Below are 16,631 nucleotides of genomic sequence, written 5' to 3' on the forward strand. Positions count from 1 at the left end.
TCTCCTGATCGGTGGGGGTCGGTGGCGATTTCAGGCTATTGGCCGCCCTCGGCGCGCTGTAGAGACGAAACCGCCGATTCGGCCAGGAGTTATCTCCTGTGCGGGCGGTTCTCAGACCAGCCAGCGACCACCCGACATCAGGGTGCGGTCGCCGATCTCGGCCATCGATTGCCACGCCTGGATCCGGTCGGGCCGCAGCCGCAGACCGACGCTGCCCGGCACCCGCCGACCCATCGGCAGCGTGTCCAGCAGTGCGCCGAGTTGTCCGGTGACGGCCTGCGGATCGAAGAAGGTGGTGGTGCCGTCGATGAGCACCACGTCCCGGGTGTCGCCGAGCGCGGCCCTGGCCCGGCTCGCGCCGCGCAGGCTGCGCACGGTCCTGGTGCCTGGTTTCGTCACCATCAGCAAATCGCCCTCGCCGTAGGCGAAGGCCAGCGGCACCAGGTGCGGCAGCGATTCGGCCGCGGTCGCGAGCCACAGGTGTCCCGGTCCGGCGAGCAGCTCCAGGACATGCTGTTTGCGGTCGGTCAGTGCGCGCGGGGCTGCTTGTCTCACCGTGGTCCCTTTCCGAGTTCCAGCAGGTCGGGTGCGATCTGCGCGGGGGTCGGCTGGGCCCGCAGTTCGGCGCGCAGCACTTGGGTCGCGGCGCGTTCGGGGCTGTCGCCGACGAGCCGGACCACCAGGTCGCGCACCACGGCGCGATCGAATTCGGCGACCGGCAGCACGGCCGCCGCGCCGGTGCCGCGCAACTGCTCGGCGGGCAGCATGTGATGGGGGAACTGGGGCAGCAGCAGTTGCGGTACGCCGGCGTCGACCGCGGTGAGCATGGTGCCGAAACCGCCCTGATGGATCACCAGCGCGCAGGACGGCATGAGCAGGTGCAGGGCGAGCCCGGAGACGGCGCGCACATTGCTCGGCAGCGGGCCGAGGTGTTCGATCTCGGCGGGCCGCACCGTGACGACCACGTCCAGCTCGAGGCCGTCGAGTGCGGCGAGCACCTCGGGCAGCAGGAATTCCCCGCCCTGCGCGGTCACCGTGGTGCCCCAGGTCAGGCAGATGCGCGGCACGGTGGGCGGTTCGGCGAGCCAGGCCGGGATGGTCGCGGGTCCGTTGTACGGGATATAGCGCACGGTGGTCGAGGTGGTGTCGGTCGCGATCTGCAGCGACGGCGGGCACGGGTCGACGGTGTGGCTGCCGAGCAGGTTCGGCAGCGCGATGCCGAGTTGCTCGGCCAGCGGCGCCACCAAGGCCGGCGTCGCGCCCCTGGCCCGATAGGTCATGTCCACACCGTGGATGTGCCGGATCGCGGGCACCCCGAGCAGCGCGGCGACCAGCGGTCCCGCGAAACTGGTCGGCTCGAAGAAGACCAGATCGGGTTGCCAGCGTTCGGCGAGGGCGACGGTGTCGTCCAGCATCAGCCGGGCACGTTCGGCGAACACCGCGAAAACCTGTGTCATTCTGGCGTTTTCGTCGACATTCCAGATATCGGCCACCGGCGGTGCGGCCGCCGCCGTGCGGGCCCGGATCGCGGAGTGGTCTACGTCGGCACCGGCCGGGGTGAAGGGCAGCCCGGCGTCGGTGACGATCCGTTGCAGCAGCGGCTGACTCGCCACCCGGACCTCCGCGCCCGCCGCGCGCAGCGCCGACAGCACCGGCACCAGCGGCATGAAGTGCGACGGCCACGCCCAGTTCACACAGAGAACCCGCATCTCACCACTCCACCGGGATGCCGAGGAAGCCCTCCAGCAGCGCGCCCTCTTGTCTGCGTAATTCGCTGGCGGGCACCGCGAGTCGCAGCGTCGGGAAACGGGCGAGCAGCCGCCCGATCGCGGTGGTGAGTTCGGCGCGGGCGAGTCCGGCGCCGATGCAGAAGTGCGGCCCCCGGCTCAACGTGAGGTGGTCGTTGTCGGTGCGGGTGATGTCGAAACGTTCGGGGTGATCGAATACCGCGGGGTCGAAGTTCCCGGCGTCGACGGCGGGAATCACGCTCGTGCCCGCCGCGATGGTGTAGCCGTCCAGGTCGACGTCGGCGGTGGTGTAGCGCAGCATCGACACCGAGGAGCCGACGAGTTTCCAGCGCAACGCCTCCTCGACCGCGCGGGGCACCAGGCTCGGATCGTCGCGCACCAGCGCGAGCTGATCTGGGCGCGAAAGCAGCAGCGCCACCGTGCCGCCCAGCTGACTCGCGGTGGTCTCGTAACCGACGAGCAGCAGCAGCCGGCACCACCAGTGCAATTCGTAACCGGTGAGCCTGCCGTCGTCCGCGTCGTGCGCGGCGATCATATCGCTGACCAGATCGTCGCCGGGCGCAACGCGTTTGGCTTCGATCAACGCCGCGATGTACTCGTTCAGCTCCCGCATCGCCGCGCCGATCTCGGGACCGCTGAACTGACTGACCGACAGGAAATGCTCGGTCCAGCCGCGGAAGCGCGCCTGGTCCTGCTCCGGTACCCCGAGCAGCCGGCACAGCACCCGGATCGGCAGCGGGAACGCCAGCGCTTGATTGAGATCGACCGGCCCGCCGTGGGTTTCCATCGCGTCGAGCAGTTCGTCGACCACTTCGGTGACGAACGGTTCCAGCGCCGCGACTCGGGCCGGACTGAACGCCTGCATGACCAGCCGGCGCACCCGGGTGTGCTCGGGCGGGTCGGGATCCATTTTCGAATCCTGGAACATGCTGTTGTGCTTGCTGATTCGTGCGGCATCGGGCCGGTTCAGATTGCGGCTCACGGCCGGATGCACGAGCAGCGCGCGGATGTCGGCGTGCCGGGTGACCAGCACCGCGTCGTCGCCGCTCGGCAGCCGGACCGGAACCATCGGGCAGCCGGACAAGCCGAACAGCTCGCGCGGCGGTTCCAGCGCGGCAGGCCGGGTGAACGGATAGGGGACGGGTTCTGCGGCGGTCATGCGCACCTTCCTGCTGTTCACCAGCGCACGGGAACCGTGCGGAAGCCCTGGAAGAAATGATCGTCGACGCGGTCGAGGCGCTCGGGCGCGACCGCGAGTCGCAGCGTCGGGAAGCGTTCGATCAATGCGCCGATACCGATCTGCAGCTGTGCCCGCGCCAGCGGCGCACCGGGGCAGAAGTGCCGCCCGACGCTGAACGTGAGCTGTGGCGCGTCGCGCCGGGTAAGGTCGATCCGGCCCGGGTCGGCGAAGACCGCCGGATCGTGATTGGCGCATTCGAGCGCGGGAATGATGCTGGTGCCCTGCGCAATGACGTGATCGTCGACGGTGACGTCCTCGGTGACGTAGCGCAACATGGACAGCGACGTGCCGACCACCTGGCAGCGCAGCAGTTCCTCCACCGCACCGGTGATCAACGCCGGATCCGCGCGCAGCAGCGCCAATTGGTCGCGATGGTGCAGCAGCAGCACGACACCGCCCGCGAGCTGGTTCGCCGTCGTCTCGTAGCCGGCGAGCAGCAGCAGAGTCGACCAGAAATGCAGTTCGTCGGGGGTGAGGCGGCCGTCCTCGGCATCGGTCACCGCGATGAGGGCGCTGATCAGATCCGAATCGGGTTGCCGCCGTTTGCGTTCGATGAGCTCGCGGATGTAGTCCCACGGCGGATTGCTGGTGTCGCCGAAACGATGACGCTCCTGTGCGGGGACGCCGAGCAGCTCGCAGATCACCTGGATCGACAGCGGAAACGCGAAGGCGGTGTTCAGATCCACCGGCTCCGCCGCGCCACCGGCCGCCATCCGGTCGAGCAACTCCTCGACGATGGCCGCGATCCGCGGGCGCAGGGTTTCGACTCGGGCGGCGGTGAATTCGCGCGCGATCAGCCGCCGCATCCTGGCGTGCGCGGGCGGGGACATGTCGACCCGGCGCTGAAACACCTTCTGCGGCCGGGTGGTCATCTTCGCCACGCCGGATCGATTGCGGTCCTTGCTGATTCGCGGATCGGCGAGCAATGCCCGGATGGTCTGGTAGCGGGTGGCCAGCACGGCGGCGTCGCCGCTGGGCAGGGTGACCGTGCGGAACGGGTCGCGGTGAGCCTGCAGCAGTGCGTCCGGCTGGGCCGGGCCGGCGGGCCAGGCGAACGGGAACGGGCAGCCGCTCATCGCGGCGTCCGCGGAATCGGCCTGGCCTTGATCAACCAGTGCGGCGGTGCGGTGCGCACCGTGTCGACCAGCTCGAAATCGGCCTGCGCGAACAGGTCTCGCCACTCGGCGAGTTCGCGCTCCTTGCCGCCCAGACTCACCGCCATGGCGATGTCCATCGCCTTGCTGAAATGCCATTCGCCGGCGCCGGGCACGACCGCCTCGATCACGTAGACCCGGGTGTCCTCGGTGCTGACCGCGCGGATGTTGCGCAGGATGCGGACCGAGTCGGCGTCGTTCCAATCGTGCAGGATCGCCTTGAGCAGATACGCGTCGGCCCCGGCGGGCACGCTGTCGAAGAAATCGCCGACCACGCACTCGACCCGATCGCGCACCCCGAACTCGGTGAGCACGGGATCCGCTCCGCCGATGGCGGATTCGGTATCGAAGAGCACGCCGCGCTGCTGCGGGTTGGCGGCGAGAATGGCCGACAGCAGCCGGCCCTGCCCGCCGCCGATATCGGCGATCGTCCGGTACCGGCCGAAGTCATAGCTCGCGGCCACCTCCGGCGCCCGGTTGCTCACGCCGGTCATCGCGCGGTGGAAGACCTCCGCGTACTCGGGGCTGTCGGCCATGTACTCGAACCAGCCGCGCCCGCCACGCAACGCCGGGCCCGCGGGTTTGCCGGTGCGCAGGGTGTCGGCGGCGTAGGCGAAGCAGTTCCAGACGCTCTCCTCGCCGTAGAGGTAGGCCAGGTAGCGCAGCGAACCGTCCACATCCGAGCGCAGCAGCGCGCCGGTCTCGGTGAGTCCGAACGACCGGTCCGCGTGCTCGCTGAACAGGCCGACGCCGGCGGCGGTGCGCAGGAATCGGTAGAGCATGTCCGGGTCGGTGCCGGTGGCCGTGGCCAGCTCGGACACCGGTCGGGGCCCCTCGGTGAGGTGATCGGCGAGGCCGATCCGCGCCAGCGTGCAGATGGTCGCGGAGACCATCTTCCCGGCCAGCAATCCGAGCAGCTGCTGCTGCGCCTGCCCACGCGCGGTGATCTCGGTCGACATGGCAGCGATCGTCGGTTCGCGCGCTCCACGATCACTGGTGTCGTCCTCGATCGCGCTGCGCACGCGGTGTCCTCGATCGCTCCCACAGTGCGCCTCGATCACGGGGTGCCAGAGTCCACGAATCTCATTGGGCCAGTTGAGCAACATGAGGAGAGGTCGAGATGTCGGAGCTCAGTCTGATCGTGGCGCGGATGCGACCGGGGGACAGCGAGCAGGTCGCCGAGTTGTTCGCGCGCTCGGACCAGACCGAACTCCCCGCCCTGGTGGGCGTGCGGCGGCGCACCCTGTTCACCTTCCACGACCTGTATTTCCATTTGATCGAGGCCGACGCGGCGGTGGCCGAGCGGGTCGCCGAGGTGCGGACCCATCCGCTGTTCCAGGAGATCAACGAAGGGCTACTGCCCTTCATCCAGCCCTATTCGCCGAGCTGGCGCAGCCCGGCCGACGCGATGGCCCGGCCCTTCTACCAGTGGACCCGGCCGTGACGCGGGTGGTGGCGGCGGCCGATATCGCGCCGAATGCCCGGCGCGGGGGCGACCTGCGGGTGCTGCTGAGCCCGCGCACGGTCGAGTCGACCGCGGGTTTCCTGGGCGTGTTGCGGCTCGCGCCGGGAGAGTTCGTCAGCGAGCACTATCACCCGTATTCGGAAGAGTTCCTCTATGTCGTCGCGGGCTCGCTGACCGTGCTGCTGGACGGCGCGCCGGTCGAGGTGGCCCAGGGCAGTGCGGTTTTCGTCCCGATCGGCGTCCGGCATCGGGTGCAGAACGACGGCTCGGCGCCGGCCGAGGCCGTGTTCCAGCTGGCCCCGCTGGCCCCGGAACCCGCACTCGGTCATGTCGATACCGAGCCGCTGCCCGATCCGGACGCCGCGCAGCCGAAAGTGTCCGGCTGATCATGGACGAGCGCACGCCGGTGATCACCGGACTCGGGGTGGTGGCGCCCGGCGGAATCGGCAGCAAGGACTTCTGGCAGCTGCTGGTCGACGGCCGCACCGCGACCCGGCCGATCACGCTGTTCGATGCCTCGGGCTTCCGTTCGCGGATCGCGGCCGAGGTCGATTTCGATCCCGCGGCGCACGGTCTGGACCCGCGCCGCGTTGCGGACCTGGACCGGATGACCCAGTTCGCGCTGGTCAGCGCCGCGGAGGCGGTCGCGGACAGCGGACTGGAACTCGCCGAATGCGCCGCGGAGACCGCCGTGGTGATCGGCAGCGCGGTGGGGGCGACCACCAGCCTGGAACGTGAGTTCGTCGGGATCAGCGGGTCCGGCGCGAGCTGGGTGGTCGATCCCCGGACGCTGTCCCCGCACGGCTACTCCTATCTCGTGCCGTCGGCGACGGTCGCCGAGGTCGCCCGCGCGGTCGGCGCGGGCGGACCGAGCGCGCTGATCTCGACCGGCTGCACCGCGGGCATCGACGCGGTCGCCCATGCCGCGGAACTGATCAGGGAGGGATCGGCGCAGGTCGCGGTGGTCGGCGCGACCGAGGCCCCGATCTCGCCGATCTCGTCCGCGTCGTTCGACGCCATCCTGGCCACCACCGCCGACGACGCCGATCCCGCCAGCGCCTCGCGGCCGTTCGATCGGCGCCGCAGCGGCTTCGTGCTGGCCGAGGGCGCGGCGATGTTCGTGCTGGAGACCGCGGGGCGGGCCCGGCGCCGCGGTGCCGAGATCTACTGTGCCCTGCCCGGAGAAGCGCGGCGGGCCAACGCTTTTCATATGACCGGGCTGCGGCCGGACGGGCTGGAGCTGGCCGGCGCGATCCGCGCGGCGCTCGACCACGCCCGGCTGGACCCGACCGCCGTCGACTATGTGAGCGCGCACGGTTCGGGCACCCAGCAGAACGATCGGCACGAGACCATGGCGCTCAAGCGCGCGCTCGGACCGCACGCGTACCGGGTGCCGGTCAGCTCGATCAAATCGATGGTGGGGCATTCGCTCGGCGCCATCGGCTCGATCGAGATCGCGGCCTGCGCTTTGGCTTTGCGGCATCAGGTGGTGCCGCCGACGGCGAATCTGGCCGAGCCGGACCCGTTCTGCGACCTGGACTATGTGCCGCGCACCGCCCGCGACGTGCGGCTGCGCTCGGTGCTCACCGTCGGCAGCGGTTTCGGCGGCTTCCAGTCCGCGATGGTGCTGTCGGATGTGGGGGCGCTGGCATGAACGTCGAACTGGCCGTTGCGCGCCCGCGTACCGCCGACGCGGTGGTGACCGGGATCGGTGTCATCGCACCGACCGGGATCGGCGCGGACGCGCACTGGCAGGCCTGCTTGGCGGGCGCCAGCGGGATTCAGGTCAGCACGCAGTATCGCGACGCGGGCTACTCGAGCGTGCTGCATGCGCCGGTCGCCGAATTCGTTGCCAAGCAGCATATTCCGCGCCGTCTGTCGGTGCAGACCGACCGCTGGACCGGCTTCGGGCTCGCCGCCACGGCGGCGGCGCTCGCCGACGCCGGTATCGAACCGGCCGCGACGGCGGGCGAATCCGTCGGCGTCGTCACCGGGAGTTCCTCCGGCGGCAACGAATTCGGTCAGCGCGAGATCGCGCGCCTGTGGACCGGCGGGCCCGCCGAGGTGAGCGCGTACCAGTCGATCGCCTGGTTCTACGCGGCGACCACGGGTCAGATCTCGATCCGCAACGGTGCGAAGGGACCGTGTTCGGTCGTGGTGACCGAGCAGGCGGCCGGACTGGACGCGCTCGGGCAGGCCCGCCGGGAGTTGCGCCGCGGCACCGGGCTGATGCTCGCGGGCGGCACCGAGGCGCCGCTGTCCCCCTACGCCTACTCGTGCCAGCTCGCGAGTGGATTGCTCAGTACGGCAACCGATCCCGAGCGGGGCTATCTGCCTTTCGATGCGGCGGCCGCGGGCTACGTCCCCGGTGAAGGCGGCGCGATGTTCACCGTGGAGCCCGCCGCCGCGGCGGCCGCGCGCGGCGCGACAGGCTACGGCCGGATCGCCGGTTACGCCGCCGCCTTCGACGCGACGCCCGCGACCGGCACCGGACTGCATCGAGTGCTGGTGCGCGCCATGGCCGATGCCGGTTGTGCGCCGGACGAGGTGGACGTGGTGTTCGCCGATGCGATGGCCGTGCCGGAATTGGACGCGGCCGAGGCGGCGGTGCTCACCGCGGTGTTCGGCCGGCGTGCGGTGCCGGTGACCGCGCCCAAAACCCTGACCGGGCGGCTGTACGCGGGCGGTTCGGCGCTCGATGTGGCGACCGCACTGCTCGCCCTGCGGCATCAGACGATCCCGCCGACGCCGGGTGCGATCCGTTCGGCCTACCCCGAGCTGGACCTGGTGGTGGACGGACCACGGTCGCGCCCGCTGCGGCACGCGGTGGTGCTCGCCCGCGGCCACGGCGGCTTCGCCGCGGCACTCGTGCTGGCCGGGCCGTCATGAACGGCACGGCCGCAACATATCTCGTTGCACAGCTAACAGGAGGGACGACGATGGCAGAGTTCACGATCGACGATCTGAGACCGATTCTGGTCCAGGCCTTCGGCGAACTGGACGAGGAGTTCGACACCACCGGCGACATCGCGGATGTCGAGTTCGAAGAACTCGGCCTGGATTCGCTGGCGCTGATCGAAACCCAGGCGCTGATCCGGCGCCGGTTCGGGGTGCGGCTGGAGGACGGCCAGGTCGTCGGCACCAGCACCCCGGCGGAACTGGTGGCGGCGGTCAACGCCCAGCTCGCCGCCGAACTCGTCCCGGTGCGGCCGCAATGAGCACCGACGGCGTCGAGATCGGCGCGGTCTTCGCGGACGCGGCCACCGGCGGCGTGGTCACCGAGAACGCGGTGGTCATCAACGCGCCGCTGGAGCTGGTCTGGGCCGACACCAACGACGTGTCCGCGTGGCCCGGACTGTTCAGCGAGTACGCGGCGGTCGAAATACTGGAACAGCGACCGGATTACGTGCGCTTCCGGCTGACCATGCACCCGGATCCGAACGGCGCGGTCTGGAGCTGGGTCTCCGAACGACTGCTCGACGCCGACGGCGGTGTGGTACATGCCAGGCGGGTGGAGACCGGGCCGTTCGAATTCATGTACCTGCGTTGGGAATACACGCCGGACGCGGAGGGGGTGCGGATGCGCTGGAGCCAGCGCTTCCGCCTGAAGCCGACCGCGCCGATCAGCGACGAGCAGATGGCCGAACGGATCAACGTCAACTCGCCGCGGGAGATGCGCCGGATCAAGCAGATCCTGGAGGCACGCCATACCGCGGGCGGCGCGGGCTGATGTCCGCGTCCACGGGCCCGGCGGGGGCGTTGCTGCTGGCGGCGGGGCTCGCCGCGAACGGGCTGGGGACCGGGATCATGCTCGCCACGGTGATCGGTGTCGCGCCCTACCAGGGCGTGCAGTCCTACCGGGAGTACGTCAGCGGGGTGCGGTTCATGTGGCCGCGTTTCGATCCGGCCATGCCGCTGCTGAACATCACCGCGTTGCTGGCGTATCTGGTGCACGCGGTCGTGCTGGACGAGTCCGCCATGGCGCGTTCCGGTTTCGCGATCGCGTCGGCGCTGCTGCTGTGCACCGTCGGCATCTCCGTGACGAAGAACCTGCCGGTGAATCGCTATGTGGCGGGCCTGGATCCGGCGCATCAACCCGTGGACTGGGCCGACCGCGACCCGCGCAGGCGCTGGCGGCGCTGGAATGTCGTGCGCACCGGCTCGGCCCTGACCGCTTTCGTCGTCGCGGTGCTGACCACCGCGCTCGCCGGGTGAAACCGGCCCGAGTACAAGAGGAGTCGAGATGGGGCAAGCACTGGCGAACAAGACCGCGCTGGTGACCGGTGGCGTGCGCGGTATCGGCGCGTCGATCACCAAGACCCTGGCCGAGGCCGGGGCGCAGGTCATCGCCTGCTATCACACGCCGGGAGACCACGTCGACGTGCTGGCGAAGGAACTCGCCGCGATCGGCGGCGACCATCACCTGATGCTGACCGACGTGACCGACCCCGAGCAGGTGCTCGCGCTGGCGCAGACCTGCCGGGAACGCTACGGCCGGCTCGATGTGGTGGTCAACAACGCGGGCGCGATCAGCCACGTGCCGTTCGCGGAACTGCCGCTGGCGGAATGGCATCGGGTCCTCGACACCGGCCTGACCGCCGCCTTCCACGTCACCCAGCAGGTGTTGCCGCTGCTGGATCGCGGTGCGTCGGTGATCAATATCGGCTCCCGCGTCGCCACCGTCGGCATCCCGCTGCGCGCGCACTACACCGCGGCCAAGGCCGGGCTGATCGGACTGACTCGGTCGCTGGCGAAAGAGCTGGGGCCGCAGGGTATCCGGGTGAACGTGGTGGCGCCCGGCGTCACCGCCACCGAGGTCGAACTACCTGCCGAGGTCACCGCGCGCTACGAGGGGATGACCGCGCTGCGCCGGCTCGGCACGACCGACGACATCGCGGCCGTGGTCGCCTTTCTCGCCGGTGACGGCGCCGCGTACGTCACGGGCGAGACCATTCACGTCGACGGAGGGATCTGATGACCGACACGATCGCGGGCACGGTGTTCCGGGTGATGCTGCGCATGGAGGTGATCCCCGGGCAGGAGGCCGCGTTCGAGCAGGCTTGGCTCGACGGCGCCTCGATCATCACCGATCAACCGGCCAACCTGGGGCAGTGGCTGTCCCGCAGCACCGAGGAGGCGGCGGTGTACTACATCGTCAGCGACTGGGTGGACGAGGCATCGTTCCGGGTCTACGAGCGCAGCGAACAGCATCTGCACCACCGCGCCCGGCTGCACCCGTACCGCAGCAAGGGTTCCATGGCGGTGGCCACGGTGCTGCACGCCCTGACCGGCGCCGCGTCCGCCCGGCAGGGGACCGCGCCGTGACCGGACACGTTCGAGTGCTGGTGTACCTCACTATCACCGAGGCCGACGCCGCGGCGGTCACCGACGCATACCACCGGATCAGCACCGAATTGGCGGGCACGCCGGGCTTGCTCGGCAACGAACTGCTGCGCGGCGCGGGCGACAGCGGCGCGGTGCTGAGCGAGTGGGAGTCTTTCGCCGCCTTCCGCAACTGGGAGCACGGGTTATCGCATCGCGGCGCCACCTCGCCGCTGCGGCCGTATCAGGATGCCTCGCGCGGCAAGGTGTTCGAGGTGTTCGAGGTGGCCGCCGCGCATCGAGCACCGGGAGCGGAGTAGCCGTGGCCAACGTCATCGCGTTCGCGCAGCTGGATCTCGGCGACACCGAGCGCGTCGGCCGAAAAGCCGCCGTCCTGGCCCGGTTACGACGGGCGGGCTATCCGGTGCCGGATGGTTTCGCGATCGAGTGGCAGGCGGCGACGGCGGGGGAGAGCGCCGCGGCGGTGCCCGAACTCGTCGCGGAGATCGCGACCGCGCTGGCGGAGCTGGACGCGAACGGGGTCGGCGTCGCCGTGCGGTCCTCCGGTATCGAAGAGGATCTCGCGGGCAAATCGTTTGCGGGACAGTACGAGTCGGTCCTCGGCGTCAAAGGGATCGATGCCGTGCTGGCCGCCGTGGACACCTGCTGGCGCTCGGCGCGCGCACAACGGGTCGCCGTGTACCGCGGCTCGGCCGACGCCGACGAGCTGACGCCGCGGATGGGCGTGCTGGTGCAGCGCATGGTCGAGGCGCGCGCGGCGGGCGCGGCGTTCAGCGTGAACCCGGTGACCGGCGATCCGGACGAGGCCGTGGTGAGCGCGGTGTCCGGTCTCGCCGAACAGTTGATGGACGGCTCCGCCGTCGCCGACGAATGGGCCGTGCGGGACGGGCAGGCCACGTTGCGTTCCGGCACCGGCGCAGCGAGTCTGACCCCCGACGAGGCCGCCGAGATCGCCGCACTGGCCACCAGGGTGGCGGCCGAATTCGAAGCGCCCCAGGACATCGAATGGGCCCTCGACGAGACCGGTCTGTGGCTCGTGCAGGCGCGGCCGATCACCACGTCGGCCGCGGCGGTCGCACCGGTGCCGATTCCGGTGGTGGTGCCCGAGGGGTTCTCGGTGCGCGACGCGCGGGTGAGCGCGCCGTGGACGCCCGTGCAGGAGTCTATCTTCCTGCCGGTGTTCGCGGCCGCCGCACCCGGTGTGTTCGCCTTCACCACCGGAAACCAATTGTCGGTGCACGCGATCGGCGGCTGGATCTACACCACGACGCCGCCGGACACGATGCCCGCGTTGATCGAGCGGCTGGAACGGATCGCGGATGAGCTCGCCGAGGGCGCACCGGAGCAGCTTGTCGCCCAGTGGCATTCGACGCAGCGACGCGAGTTCACCGAGCGGATCGCGGCACTGCGCACGGTGTCGTTCACCCTGCCGGAACTGGACGACGCCGCCTTCCGTGCGCATTTCGCGGCGCTACTGGAGCTGTTCACCGAATTGCACATGGCCTACTTCCGGCTCACCGGCGCGGGCGTCTGCCTCAACGGGCAACTGGGTGTGCTCGCCGGGGAACTGCTCGGCTGGTCGGCCGCCGAAACCCTGTCCCTGCGTGGCGGGTTGACCGGAGCGCATATGGCGGCGGCGGTGGGGCTCGGTGCCCTCGCCCGGCTGGCCGCCACGAAACCCGCTGTGCGCGAGGCGCTCACGGCCGGCACCCGGGAGGCCGCCGCCCGGCTGCCGCAGATCGACACCGAGTTCGCGGCGGCCTTCGCCGACTACGTCCGCGCGCACGGCCATCGCACCCTCGGATTCGAGCTCGCCGAGCCGACCTTCGCCGAACAGCCCGAGATACTGCTGAACCTGGTGCTCGCACAGATCGACGCGCCGTTCGACCTCGAGCGCGAACAAGCGGCGTTGCGCGCGCGGATCGACAAGGCGCTGGACACGGCAGCGGCGGGACTCGCCGACGCCTCGGCCGAGCAGCGTGAGCAGTTCCACCGGGCCGTGGCGGCGGCCGAAGCGGTGGCGCCGGTGCGTGACGAGAAGGTCTATCTAGCGGTGTCCGCGTGGGCTTTGGTCCGCTATGCCGTCCTGGACCTGGGCCGAAGGCTGGTCGCGCGCAGCGTGATCGAGCGTGTCGACGACGTTTTCTACTTGGACCACCACGCCGCGCTGACCTCGCTCACCGAGACCGGCGATCGCACCGCGAGCGTGCGAGACGGACGCGGCAGACACCTGTGGGCGGCCACGCACCCCGGGCCGGAACACTATGGGACACCGCCGCGGCCGCTGGTGCTCGAACCCGGCATGACGCCGCCCTCGGCGGCCGCGTCCCATGTCATGGACATCGCGACCTGGTCGATGAGCCTGTTCGGCGCGCAACGCGGCGACACGGTCGCCGCCGACGGCACGCTGGCCGGTGTCGCCGCTGCCGCGGGAAAGTACCGTGGGCCCGCTCGAATAGTGCTGGGGGCCGCGGACTTCGGCAAGATTCGCGCCGGCGATGTGCTGGTGTGCCCGGAGACCACCGCCCAGTGGTCGGTGGTGTTCCCCAGCCTCGGCGCATTGATCGCCGACAAAGGCAGCCTGCTCTCGCATCCGGCGATCATCGCCCGCGAGTACGGCATACCGGCCGTCGTGGCGGCCGCGGGCGCGACCGAGCGGCTGCGGGACGGCCAACTGGTCGAGGTCGACGGCACCGCCGGGGTGGTGCGGGTGCTCGACGCCGACGGCGGAGTCGTGCGATGACACCGGGTCGCATCGACGTCCACCATCACGCCATCGTGCCGCGGATCGCCGCGCTGATGCGCCGCATGGGCGCGCCGTTCAAGATTCCGTGGACCCTCGCCGAGACCTTCGAGGTGCTCGCCGAACAACGCATCGACTATGCAGTGATCTCCAATCCCATTCCGGTGGAATATCTTCCGGACGCCGAGACCGCGAAGTTCTTCTGCCGGGAAGCCAACGAGGCCGTCGCCGAGTTCGCCGCCGCGCACCCAGGGCGGTTCGGTCTGCTTGCCGCGCTGCCGATCCCGCACATCGACGCGGCACTGGCCGAGATCGAGTATGCGCGTGAGACGTTGGGTGCCGACGGGTTCGTGCTGATCCCGCACTCCGGGTCCGACTATCTCGGTGACGCGCTGTTCGAGCCGGTGCTCGCCGAACTCGACCGCCGCGGTGCGGTGGTCCTGGTACATCCGATGATGCCGCCGGACTCGGCCGGCTCGTCGGTGCCCGCGGTGCTCGCCGATTTCCTGCTCGACACGACGCGGGGCGCGATCGGGTTGGTGCTCTCGGATGCCCTGGACCGCTATCCGAACATCTCGTTCGTGCTCGCGCACGCGGGCGGCTTCCTGCCGTACGCGGCGTTCCGGGTGGAAGCGCTGGCGCACGGCTTCTTCGGCGCCGATCCGGTCCGGATCCGCGAACAGCTGGGGCGCTTCTACTACGACACCGCGCTGGCCGGTCCGTCGGCGCTGCCCGGCCTGTTCGCCACGGTGCCGCCCGACCGGATCCTGTTCGGGACCGACTGGTGCGCCGCACCGCACGCCGCCGTCACCGCCGCGGGCCGCGCGCTCGAAGAGCAGTACGCGCGGTTGCCCGGCGCGGCGGCAGCCGGGGAGCGGGCCGCCCGGCGGCTGTTCACCGGCTGGGCCGCCAGCGCGGCTCCGAGTCCGGATCCAGTGATGTCCGAACAGTAGCGGGCACCGTATGACCATGTCCGGCCGAGCGAAGGGAACTGGAAGCTGATGCATGTGGTGATCGCGGGCGCCGGCGTCGGCGGACTGTGCCTGGCCCAGGGGCTGCGCAAGAACGGGATCGAGGCCACCGTGCTCGAGCGCGACCCGTCCGCGCACGCGCGGTTCCAAGGTCTGCGGCTGCGCATCGACGCGCACGGGCGCGCGGCCCTGGCGGCCTGCCTGCCCGACAATCTCTACGAGCTGGCCATGGCCACCGCGAACCCGCTCTACATGTCCCGCGGCATCGGGCTGGACGAGCAACTGCACGAGATCTTCTCGGTAGAGCATCCCGGGGGACCTGTCGATCCCGCGCGGGCCAGCACCGTCGTGAATCGCAAGACCTTGCGTCAGATCCTGCTGACCGGGCTCGGCGACCACGTCCACTTCGACACCGCCGTGGTCGGATACGAGACCGGCGACCGGGTGCGGGTGCACACGGCCGACGGAACCACCTGGGTGGCCGACGTTCTGGTCGGCGCGGACGGCATCGGATCCGCGGTGCGCGGACAGTTGCTCCCCGAGGTCGGCTTGCTCGACACGGGGCTGCGCGCGATCTACGGCCAGATGAATCTGGATCTGGACAACCTCTCCTGGGTGCCGCCCGTACTGTTCGGCGGATCCCGCCCGGTACTGGCTCCGGGGCCGAAAACCTTGGCGTGCGGCATCTTTCAACCGCAGACCGAGATCGGCGAGGCGGTGCGCCGGTTCGCGCCCGGCAGCGCGATCGATCCGGTGCGCAGCTACCTGAAGTGGACGTTGGTCGCGCCGCGAGAGGTCTTCGGGGTCGACGAGTCGGCCTTCTTCGCGCTCACGCCCGCGCAGCTGCACGCGCTGGCGCTCGAACACACCACCGACTGGAGCCCCCTGCTGCGCCGGATCATGGCGGAATCGTTGGTGGAGGAGGTCTTTCCCCTCTCCATCCGGGTCACCGAACCCGGCGTGCACTGGTCGCCCAGCCGGGTGACCCTGCTCGGCGACGCCATTCACGCGACCGCGCCGGTGGGCGGGATCGGCGCCAACACCGCACTGCGCGACGCGGCGGGCTTGAGCGAGCATCTCGCGCTGGCCCTGGTCGACGGCGTGGACCCGGTCGCGGCGATCGGCCGATACGAGGCGGAAATGCGGGACTACGGCTATGCGGCCGTGCGCAATTCGCTGCACGGGTCCGAACAACTGTTCCGGACCGGACCTCTGGTGGAAGGCGGCGCCCGATGAGCCCGACAGTCAGCAAACGCTATCCCGCGCTCGCCGCGGCCGCACCGATGGCACTCGACATGGCCGCGCCTGTAGTCAGTTTCGTGGTGCTGCACCTCGTGTTCGGAGTCTCGCCGGTCATCGCGCTCTCGATCGGCGCGGTGGTGGCCGGATTGCGCACTGTGTGGCGGGTGTGCACCGAACGCCGGGTGAACGCGTTCTCGGTGATGATCCTGGTGATGCTGCTCGCCACGCTGCTGCTGGTGTTCATCACCGGCGACCCGCGGCTCGTGCTGGCCAAGTCGGCGGTGATGCCGTTCGTCGGCGGCGTGTACGGGCTGATCACCAACTACGTCGGGCGCGCAGTGGTTTTCGACGTCGTGGCGCCGTTCGTGACCAAAGGCGAACCCCGGCTGGTGGCGGCGTGGGAAGGGGGCTGGGCGCACGACGCGCAATTCCGCGGCCGGCTGCGGCTGATCAATCTGCTCTGGGGCGTCGGGTTCATCATCTCGGCGATCGCCAGGGTGGTCATCATCTACAGCACGCCGCTGGACGTCGCCGTCTTCGCCGGGCAACTGCCGACGCTGATCACGCTGCCGGCCCTCATCTGCACGACCGTGCGGTTGTCCGGACCGCTGCGTGCGGCGCTGCGCCGCGAACCGGTCGGCGGTGTCGACGTGCCGGTCCGCGAACTCAGTTTCGCGCGGACTTCGGTTGCGGCGGAGCGCGACCCGATCGCCGAAGCCTGAGAG

General features: G+C 70.3%; 19 protein-coding genes. 14 read left to right on the forward strand and 5 right to left on the reverse strand.

The genetic code is table 11. The features are described from left to right. Positions 1–111 precede the first annotated feature (111 nt). Genes NBRGI_RS47940 through NBRGI_RS01490 form a run of 5 tightly spaced genes read right to left on the reverse strand, consistent with a single transcriptional unit; the run spans position 112 to position 5,101 of the window. On the reverse strand, positions 112–555 hold the full coding sequence (locus NBRGI_RS47940) for a pyridoxamine 5'-phosphate oxidase family protein (RefSeq protein ID WP_029892433.1): 444 nt from the start codon (positions 553–555) through the stop codon (positions 112–114). After that, positions 552–1,709 carry a glycosyltransferase gene (locus tag NBRGI_RS01475; RefSeq protein WP_029892434.1) on the reverse strand — a complete coding sequence of 386 codons (1,158 nt, stop codon included), beginning with the start codon at positions 1,707–1,709 and terminating at the stop codon, positions 552–554. Before NBRGI_RS01475 ends, NBRGI_RS47940 begins: the two co-directional genes overlap by 4 nt. A 1-nt stretch (position 1,710) precedes the next feature. Beyond that, positions 1,711–2,907, reverse strand: a complete 1,197-nt coding sequence (locus tag NBRGI_RS01480) for a cytochrome P450 (protein ID WP_029892435.1) — start codon at positions 2,905–2,907, stop codon at positions 1,711–1,713. A 17-nt stretch (positions 2,908–2,924) separates the two neighbouring features. Then, on the reverse strand, positions 2,925–4,064 hold the full coding sequence (locus NBRGI_RS01485) for a cytochrome P450 (protein WP_029892436.1): 1,140 nt from the start codon (positions 4,062–4,064) through the stop codon (positions 2,925–2,927). Continuing rightward, complete coding sequence (locus NBRGI_RS01490) at positions 4,061–5,101, reverse strand: methyltransferase (protein WP_063726214.1); 1,041 nt, start codon at positions 5,099–5,101, stop codon at positions 4,061–4,063. Before NBRGI_RS01490 ends, NBRGI_RS01485 begins: the two co-directional genes overlap by 4 nt. Positions 5,102–5,262: 161 nt before the next feature. Here NBRGI_RS01490 and NBRGI_RS01495 point away from each other — a divergent pair, with 161 nt between their 5' ends. From NBRGI_RS01495 to NBRGI_RS01560, 14 genes are read left to right on the forward strand one after another with little or no spacing between them, the layout of a single operon-like run. Continuing rightward, entirely contained in the window at positions 5,263–5,586 is a 324-nt protein-coding gene (locus NBRGI_RS01495) for a TcmI family type II polyketide cyclase (protein WP_029892438.1), read from the forward strand. Further along, the gene (locus tag NBRGI_RS01500; RefSeq protein WP_226887399.1) at positions 5,583–5,993 is read left to right on the forward strand and encodes a cupin domain-containing protein; all 411 of its coding nucleotides are present in this window, start codon (positions 5,583–5,585) and stop codon (positions 5,991–5,993) included. The genes NBRGI_RS01495 and NBRGI_RS01500 overlap by 4 nt, the downstream gene beginning before the upstream one ends. Before the next feature lie 2 nt (positions 5,994–5,995). Beyond that, the gene (locus NBRGI_RS01505) at positions 5,996–7,261 is read left to right on the forward strand and encodes a beta-ketoacyl-[acyl-carrier-protein] synthase family protein (RefSeq protein WP_029892440.1); all 1,266 of its coding nucleotides are present in this window, start codon (positions 5,996–5,998) and stop codon (positions 7,259–7,261) included. After that, positions 7,258–8,496, forward strand: coding sequence for a beta-ketoacyl synthase N-terminal-like domain-containing protein (locus NBRGI_RS01510; RefSeq protein ID WP_029892441.1), 1,239 nt, complete (start codon positions 7,258–7,260; stop codon positions 8,494–8,496). Before NBRGI_RS01505 ends, NBRGI_RS01510 begins: the two co-directional genes overlap by 4 nt. Before the next feature lie 50 nt (positions 8,497–8,546). Then, positions 8,547–8,825, forward strand: coding sequence for an acyl carrier protein (locus NBRGI_RS01515; RefSeq protein WP_029892442.1), 279 nt, complete (start codon positions 8,547–8,549; stop codon positions 8,823–8,825). Beyond that, positions 8,822–9,337: an SRPBCC family protein gene (locus NBRGI_RS01520; RefSeq protein ID WP_200882103.1), complete on the forward strand. Its 516-nt coding sequence runs from the start codon at positions 8,822–8,824 to the stop codon at positions 9,335–9,337. Before NBRGI_RS01515 ends, NBRGI_RS01520 begins: the two co-directional genes overlap by 4 nt. Then, positions 9,337–9,822 carry a DUF1772 domain-containing protein gene (locus NBRGI_RS01525; RefSeq protein ID WP_029892444.1) on the forward strand — a complete coding sequence of 162 codons (486 nt, stop codon included), beginning with the start codon at positions 9,337–9,339 and terminating at the stop codon, positions 9,820–9,822. Before NBRGI_RS01520 ends, NBRGI_RS01525 begins: the two co-directional genes overlap by 1 nt. 28 nt (positions 9,823–9,850) lie before the next feature. Beyond that, positions 9,851–10,582 (forward strand): SDR family NAD(P)-dependent oxidoreductase, encoded by a 732-nt coding sequence (locus NBRGI_RS01530; RefSeq protein ID WP_029892445.1) that lies wholly within the window; start codon positions 9,851–9,853, stop codon positions 10,580–10,582. Continuing rightward, positions 10,582–10,932, forward strand: a complete 351-nt coding sequence (locus NBRGI_RS01535) for an antibiotic biosynthesis monooxygenase family protein (protein WP_029892446.1) — start codon at positions 10,582–10,584, stop codon at positions 10,930–10,932. The genes NBRGI_RS01530 and NBRGI_RS01535 overlap by 1 nt, the downstream gene beginning before the upstream one ends. Next, a complete protein-coding gene (locus tag NBRGI_RS01540) occupies positions 10,929–11,249 on the forward strand; it encodes an antibiotic biosynthesis monooxygenase family protein (RefSeq protein ID WP_029892447.1) in 321 nt (106 codons plus the stop codon). Before NBRGI_RS01535 ends, NBRGI_RS01540 begins: the two co-directional genes overlap by 4 nt. A gap of 2 nt (positions 11,250–11,251) precedes the next feature. Continuing rightward, positions 11,252–13,693: a PEP/pyruvate-binding domain-containing protein gene (locus tag NBRGI_RS01545; RefSeq protein WP_051727413.1), complete on the forward strand. Its 2,442-nt coding sequence runs from the start codon at positions 11,252–11,254 to the stop codon at positions 13,691–13,693. Further along, positions 13,690–14,646, forward strand: a complete 957-nt coding sequence (locus NBRGI_RS01550; RefSeq protein WP_029892449.1) for an amidohydrolase family protein — start codon at positions 13,690–13,692, stop codon at positions 14,644–14,646. Before NBRGI_RS01545 ends, NBRGI_RS01550 begins: the two co-directional genes overlap by 4 nt. A 48-nt stretch (positions 14,647–14,694) precedes the next feature. Continuing rightward, on the forward strand, positions 14,695–15,900 hold the full coding sequence (locus tag NBRGI_RS01555) for an FAD-dependent oxidoreductase (protein WP_029892450.1): 1,206 nt from the start codon (positions 14,695–14,697) through the stop codon (positions 15,898–15,900). Beyond that, positions 15,897–16,628: a VC0807 family protein gene (locus tag NBRGI_RS01560; protein WP_029892451.1), complete on the forward strand. Its 732-nt coding sequence runs from the start codon at positions 15,897–15,899 to the stop codon at positions 16,626–16,628. The genes NBRGI_RS01555 and NBRGI_RS01560 overlap by 4 nt, the downstream gene beginning before the upstream one ends. The last annotated feature ends 3 nt before the right edge of the window (positions 16,629–16,631 follow it).

This window comes from Nocardia brasiliensis IFM 10847 (assembly GCF_000710915.1).
Taxonomy (GTDB): Bacteria; Actinomycetota; Actinomycetes; order Mycobacteriales; family Mycobacteriaceae; genus Nocardia; species Nocardia brasiliensis_A.

Coding starts and splice junctions, on each gene's coding strand:
- NBRGI_RS01475 (WP_029892434.1), bottom strand. CDS start 1,709: ATGCGGGTTCTCTGTGTGAACTGGGCGTGGCCGTCGCACTTCATGCCG.
- NBRGI_RS01480 (WP_029892435.1), bottom strand. CDS start 2,907: ATGACCGCCGCAGAACCCGTCCCCTATCCGTTCACCCGGCCTGCCGCG.
- NBRGI_RS01485 (WP_029892436.1), bottom strand. CDS start 4,064: ATGAGCGGCTGCCCGTTCCCGTTCGCCTGGCCCGCCGGCCCGGCCCAG.
- NBRGI_RS01490 (WP_063726214.1), bottom strand. CDS start 5,101: ATGTCGACCGAGATCACCGCGCGTGGGCAGGCGCAGCAGCAGCTGCTC.
- NBRGI_RS01495 (WP_029892438.1), top strand. CDS start 5,263: ATGTCGGAGCTCAGTCTGATCGTGGCGCGGATGCGACCGGGGGACAGC.
- NBRGI_RS01505 (WP_029892440.1), top strand. CDS start 5,996: ATGGACGAGCGCACGCCGGTGATCACCGGACTCGGGGTGGTGGCGCCC.
- NBRGI_RS01510 (WP_029892441.1), top strand. CDS start 7,258: ATGAACGTCGAACTGGCCGTTGCGCGCCCGCGTACCGCCGACGCGGTG.
- NBRGI_RS01515 (WP_029892442.1), top strand. CDS start 8,547: ATGGCAGAGTTCACGATCGACGATCTGAGACCGATTCTGGTCCAGGCC.
- NBRGI_RS01520 (WP_200882103.1), top strand. CDS start 8,822: ATGAGCACCGACGGCGTCGAGATCGGCGCGGTCTTCGCGGACGCGGCC.
- NBRGI_RS01525 (WP_029892444.1), top strand. CDS start 9,337: ATGTCCGCGTCCACGGGCCCGGCGGGGGCGTTGCTGCTGGCGGCGGGG.
- NBRGI_RS01530 (WP_029892445.1), top strand. CDS start 9,851: ATGGGGCAAGCACTGGCGAACAAGACCGCGCTGGTGACCGGTGGCGTG.
- NBRGI_RS01535 (WP_029892446.1), top strand. CDS start 10,582: ATGACCGACACGATCGCGGGCACGGTGTTCCGGGTGATGCTGCGCATG.
- NBRGI_RS01550 (WP_029892449.1), top strand. CDS start 13,690: ATGACACCGGGTCGCATCGACGTCCACCATCACGCCATCGTGCCGCGG.
- NBRGI_RS01555 (WP_029892450.1), top strand. CDS start 14,695: ATGCATGTGGTGATCGCGGGCGCCGGCGTCGGCGGACTGTGCCTGGCC.
- NBRGI_RS01560 (WP_029892451.1), top strand. CDS start 15,897: ATGAGCCCGACAGTCAGCAAACGCTATCCCGCGCTCGCCGCGGCCGCA.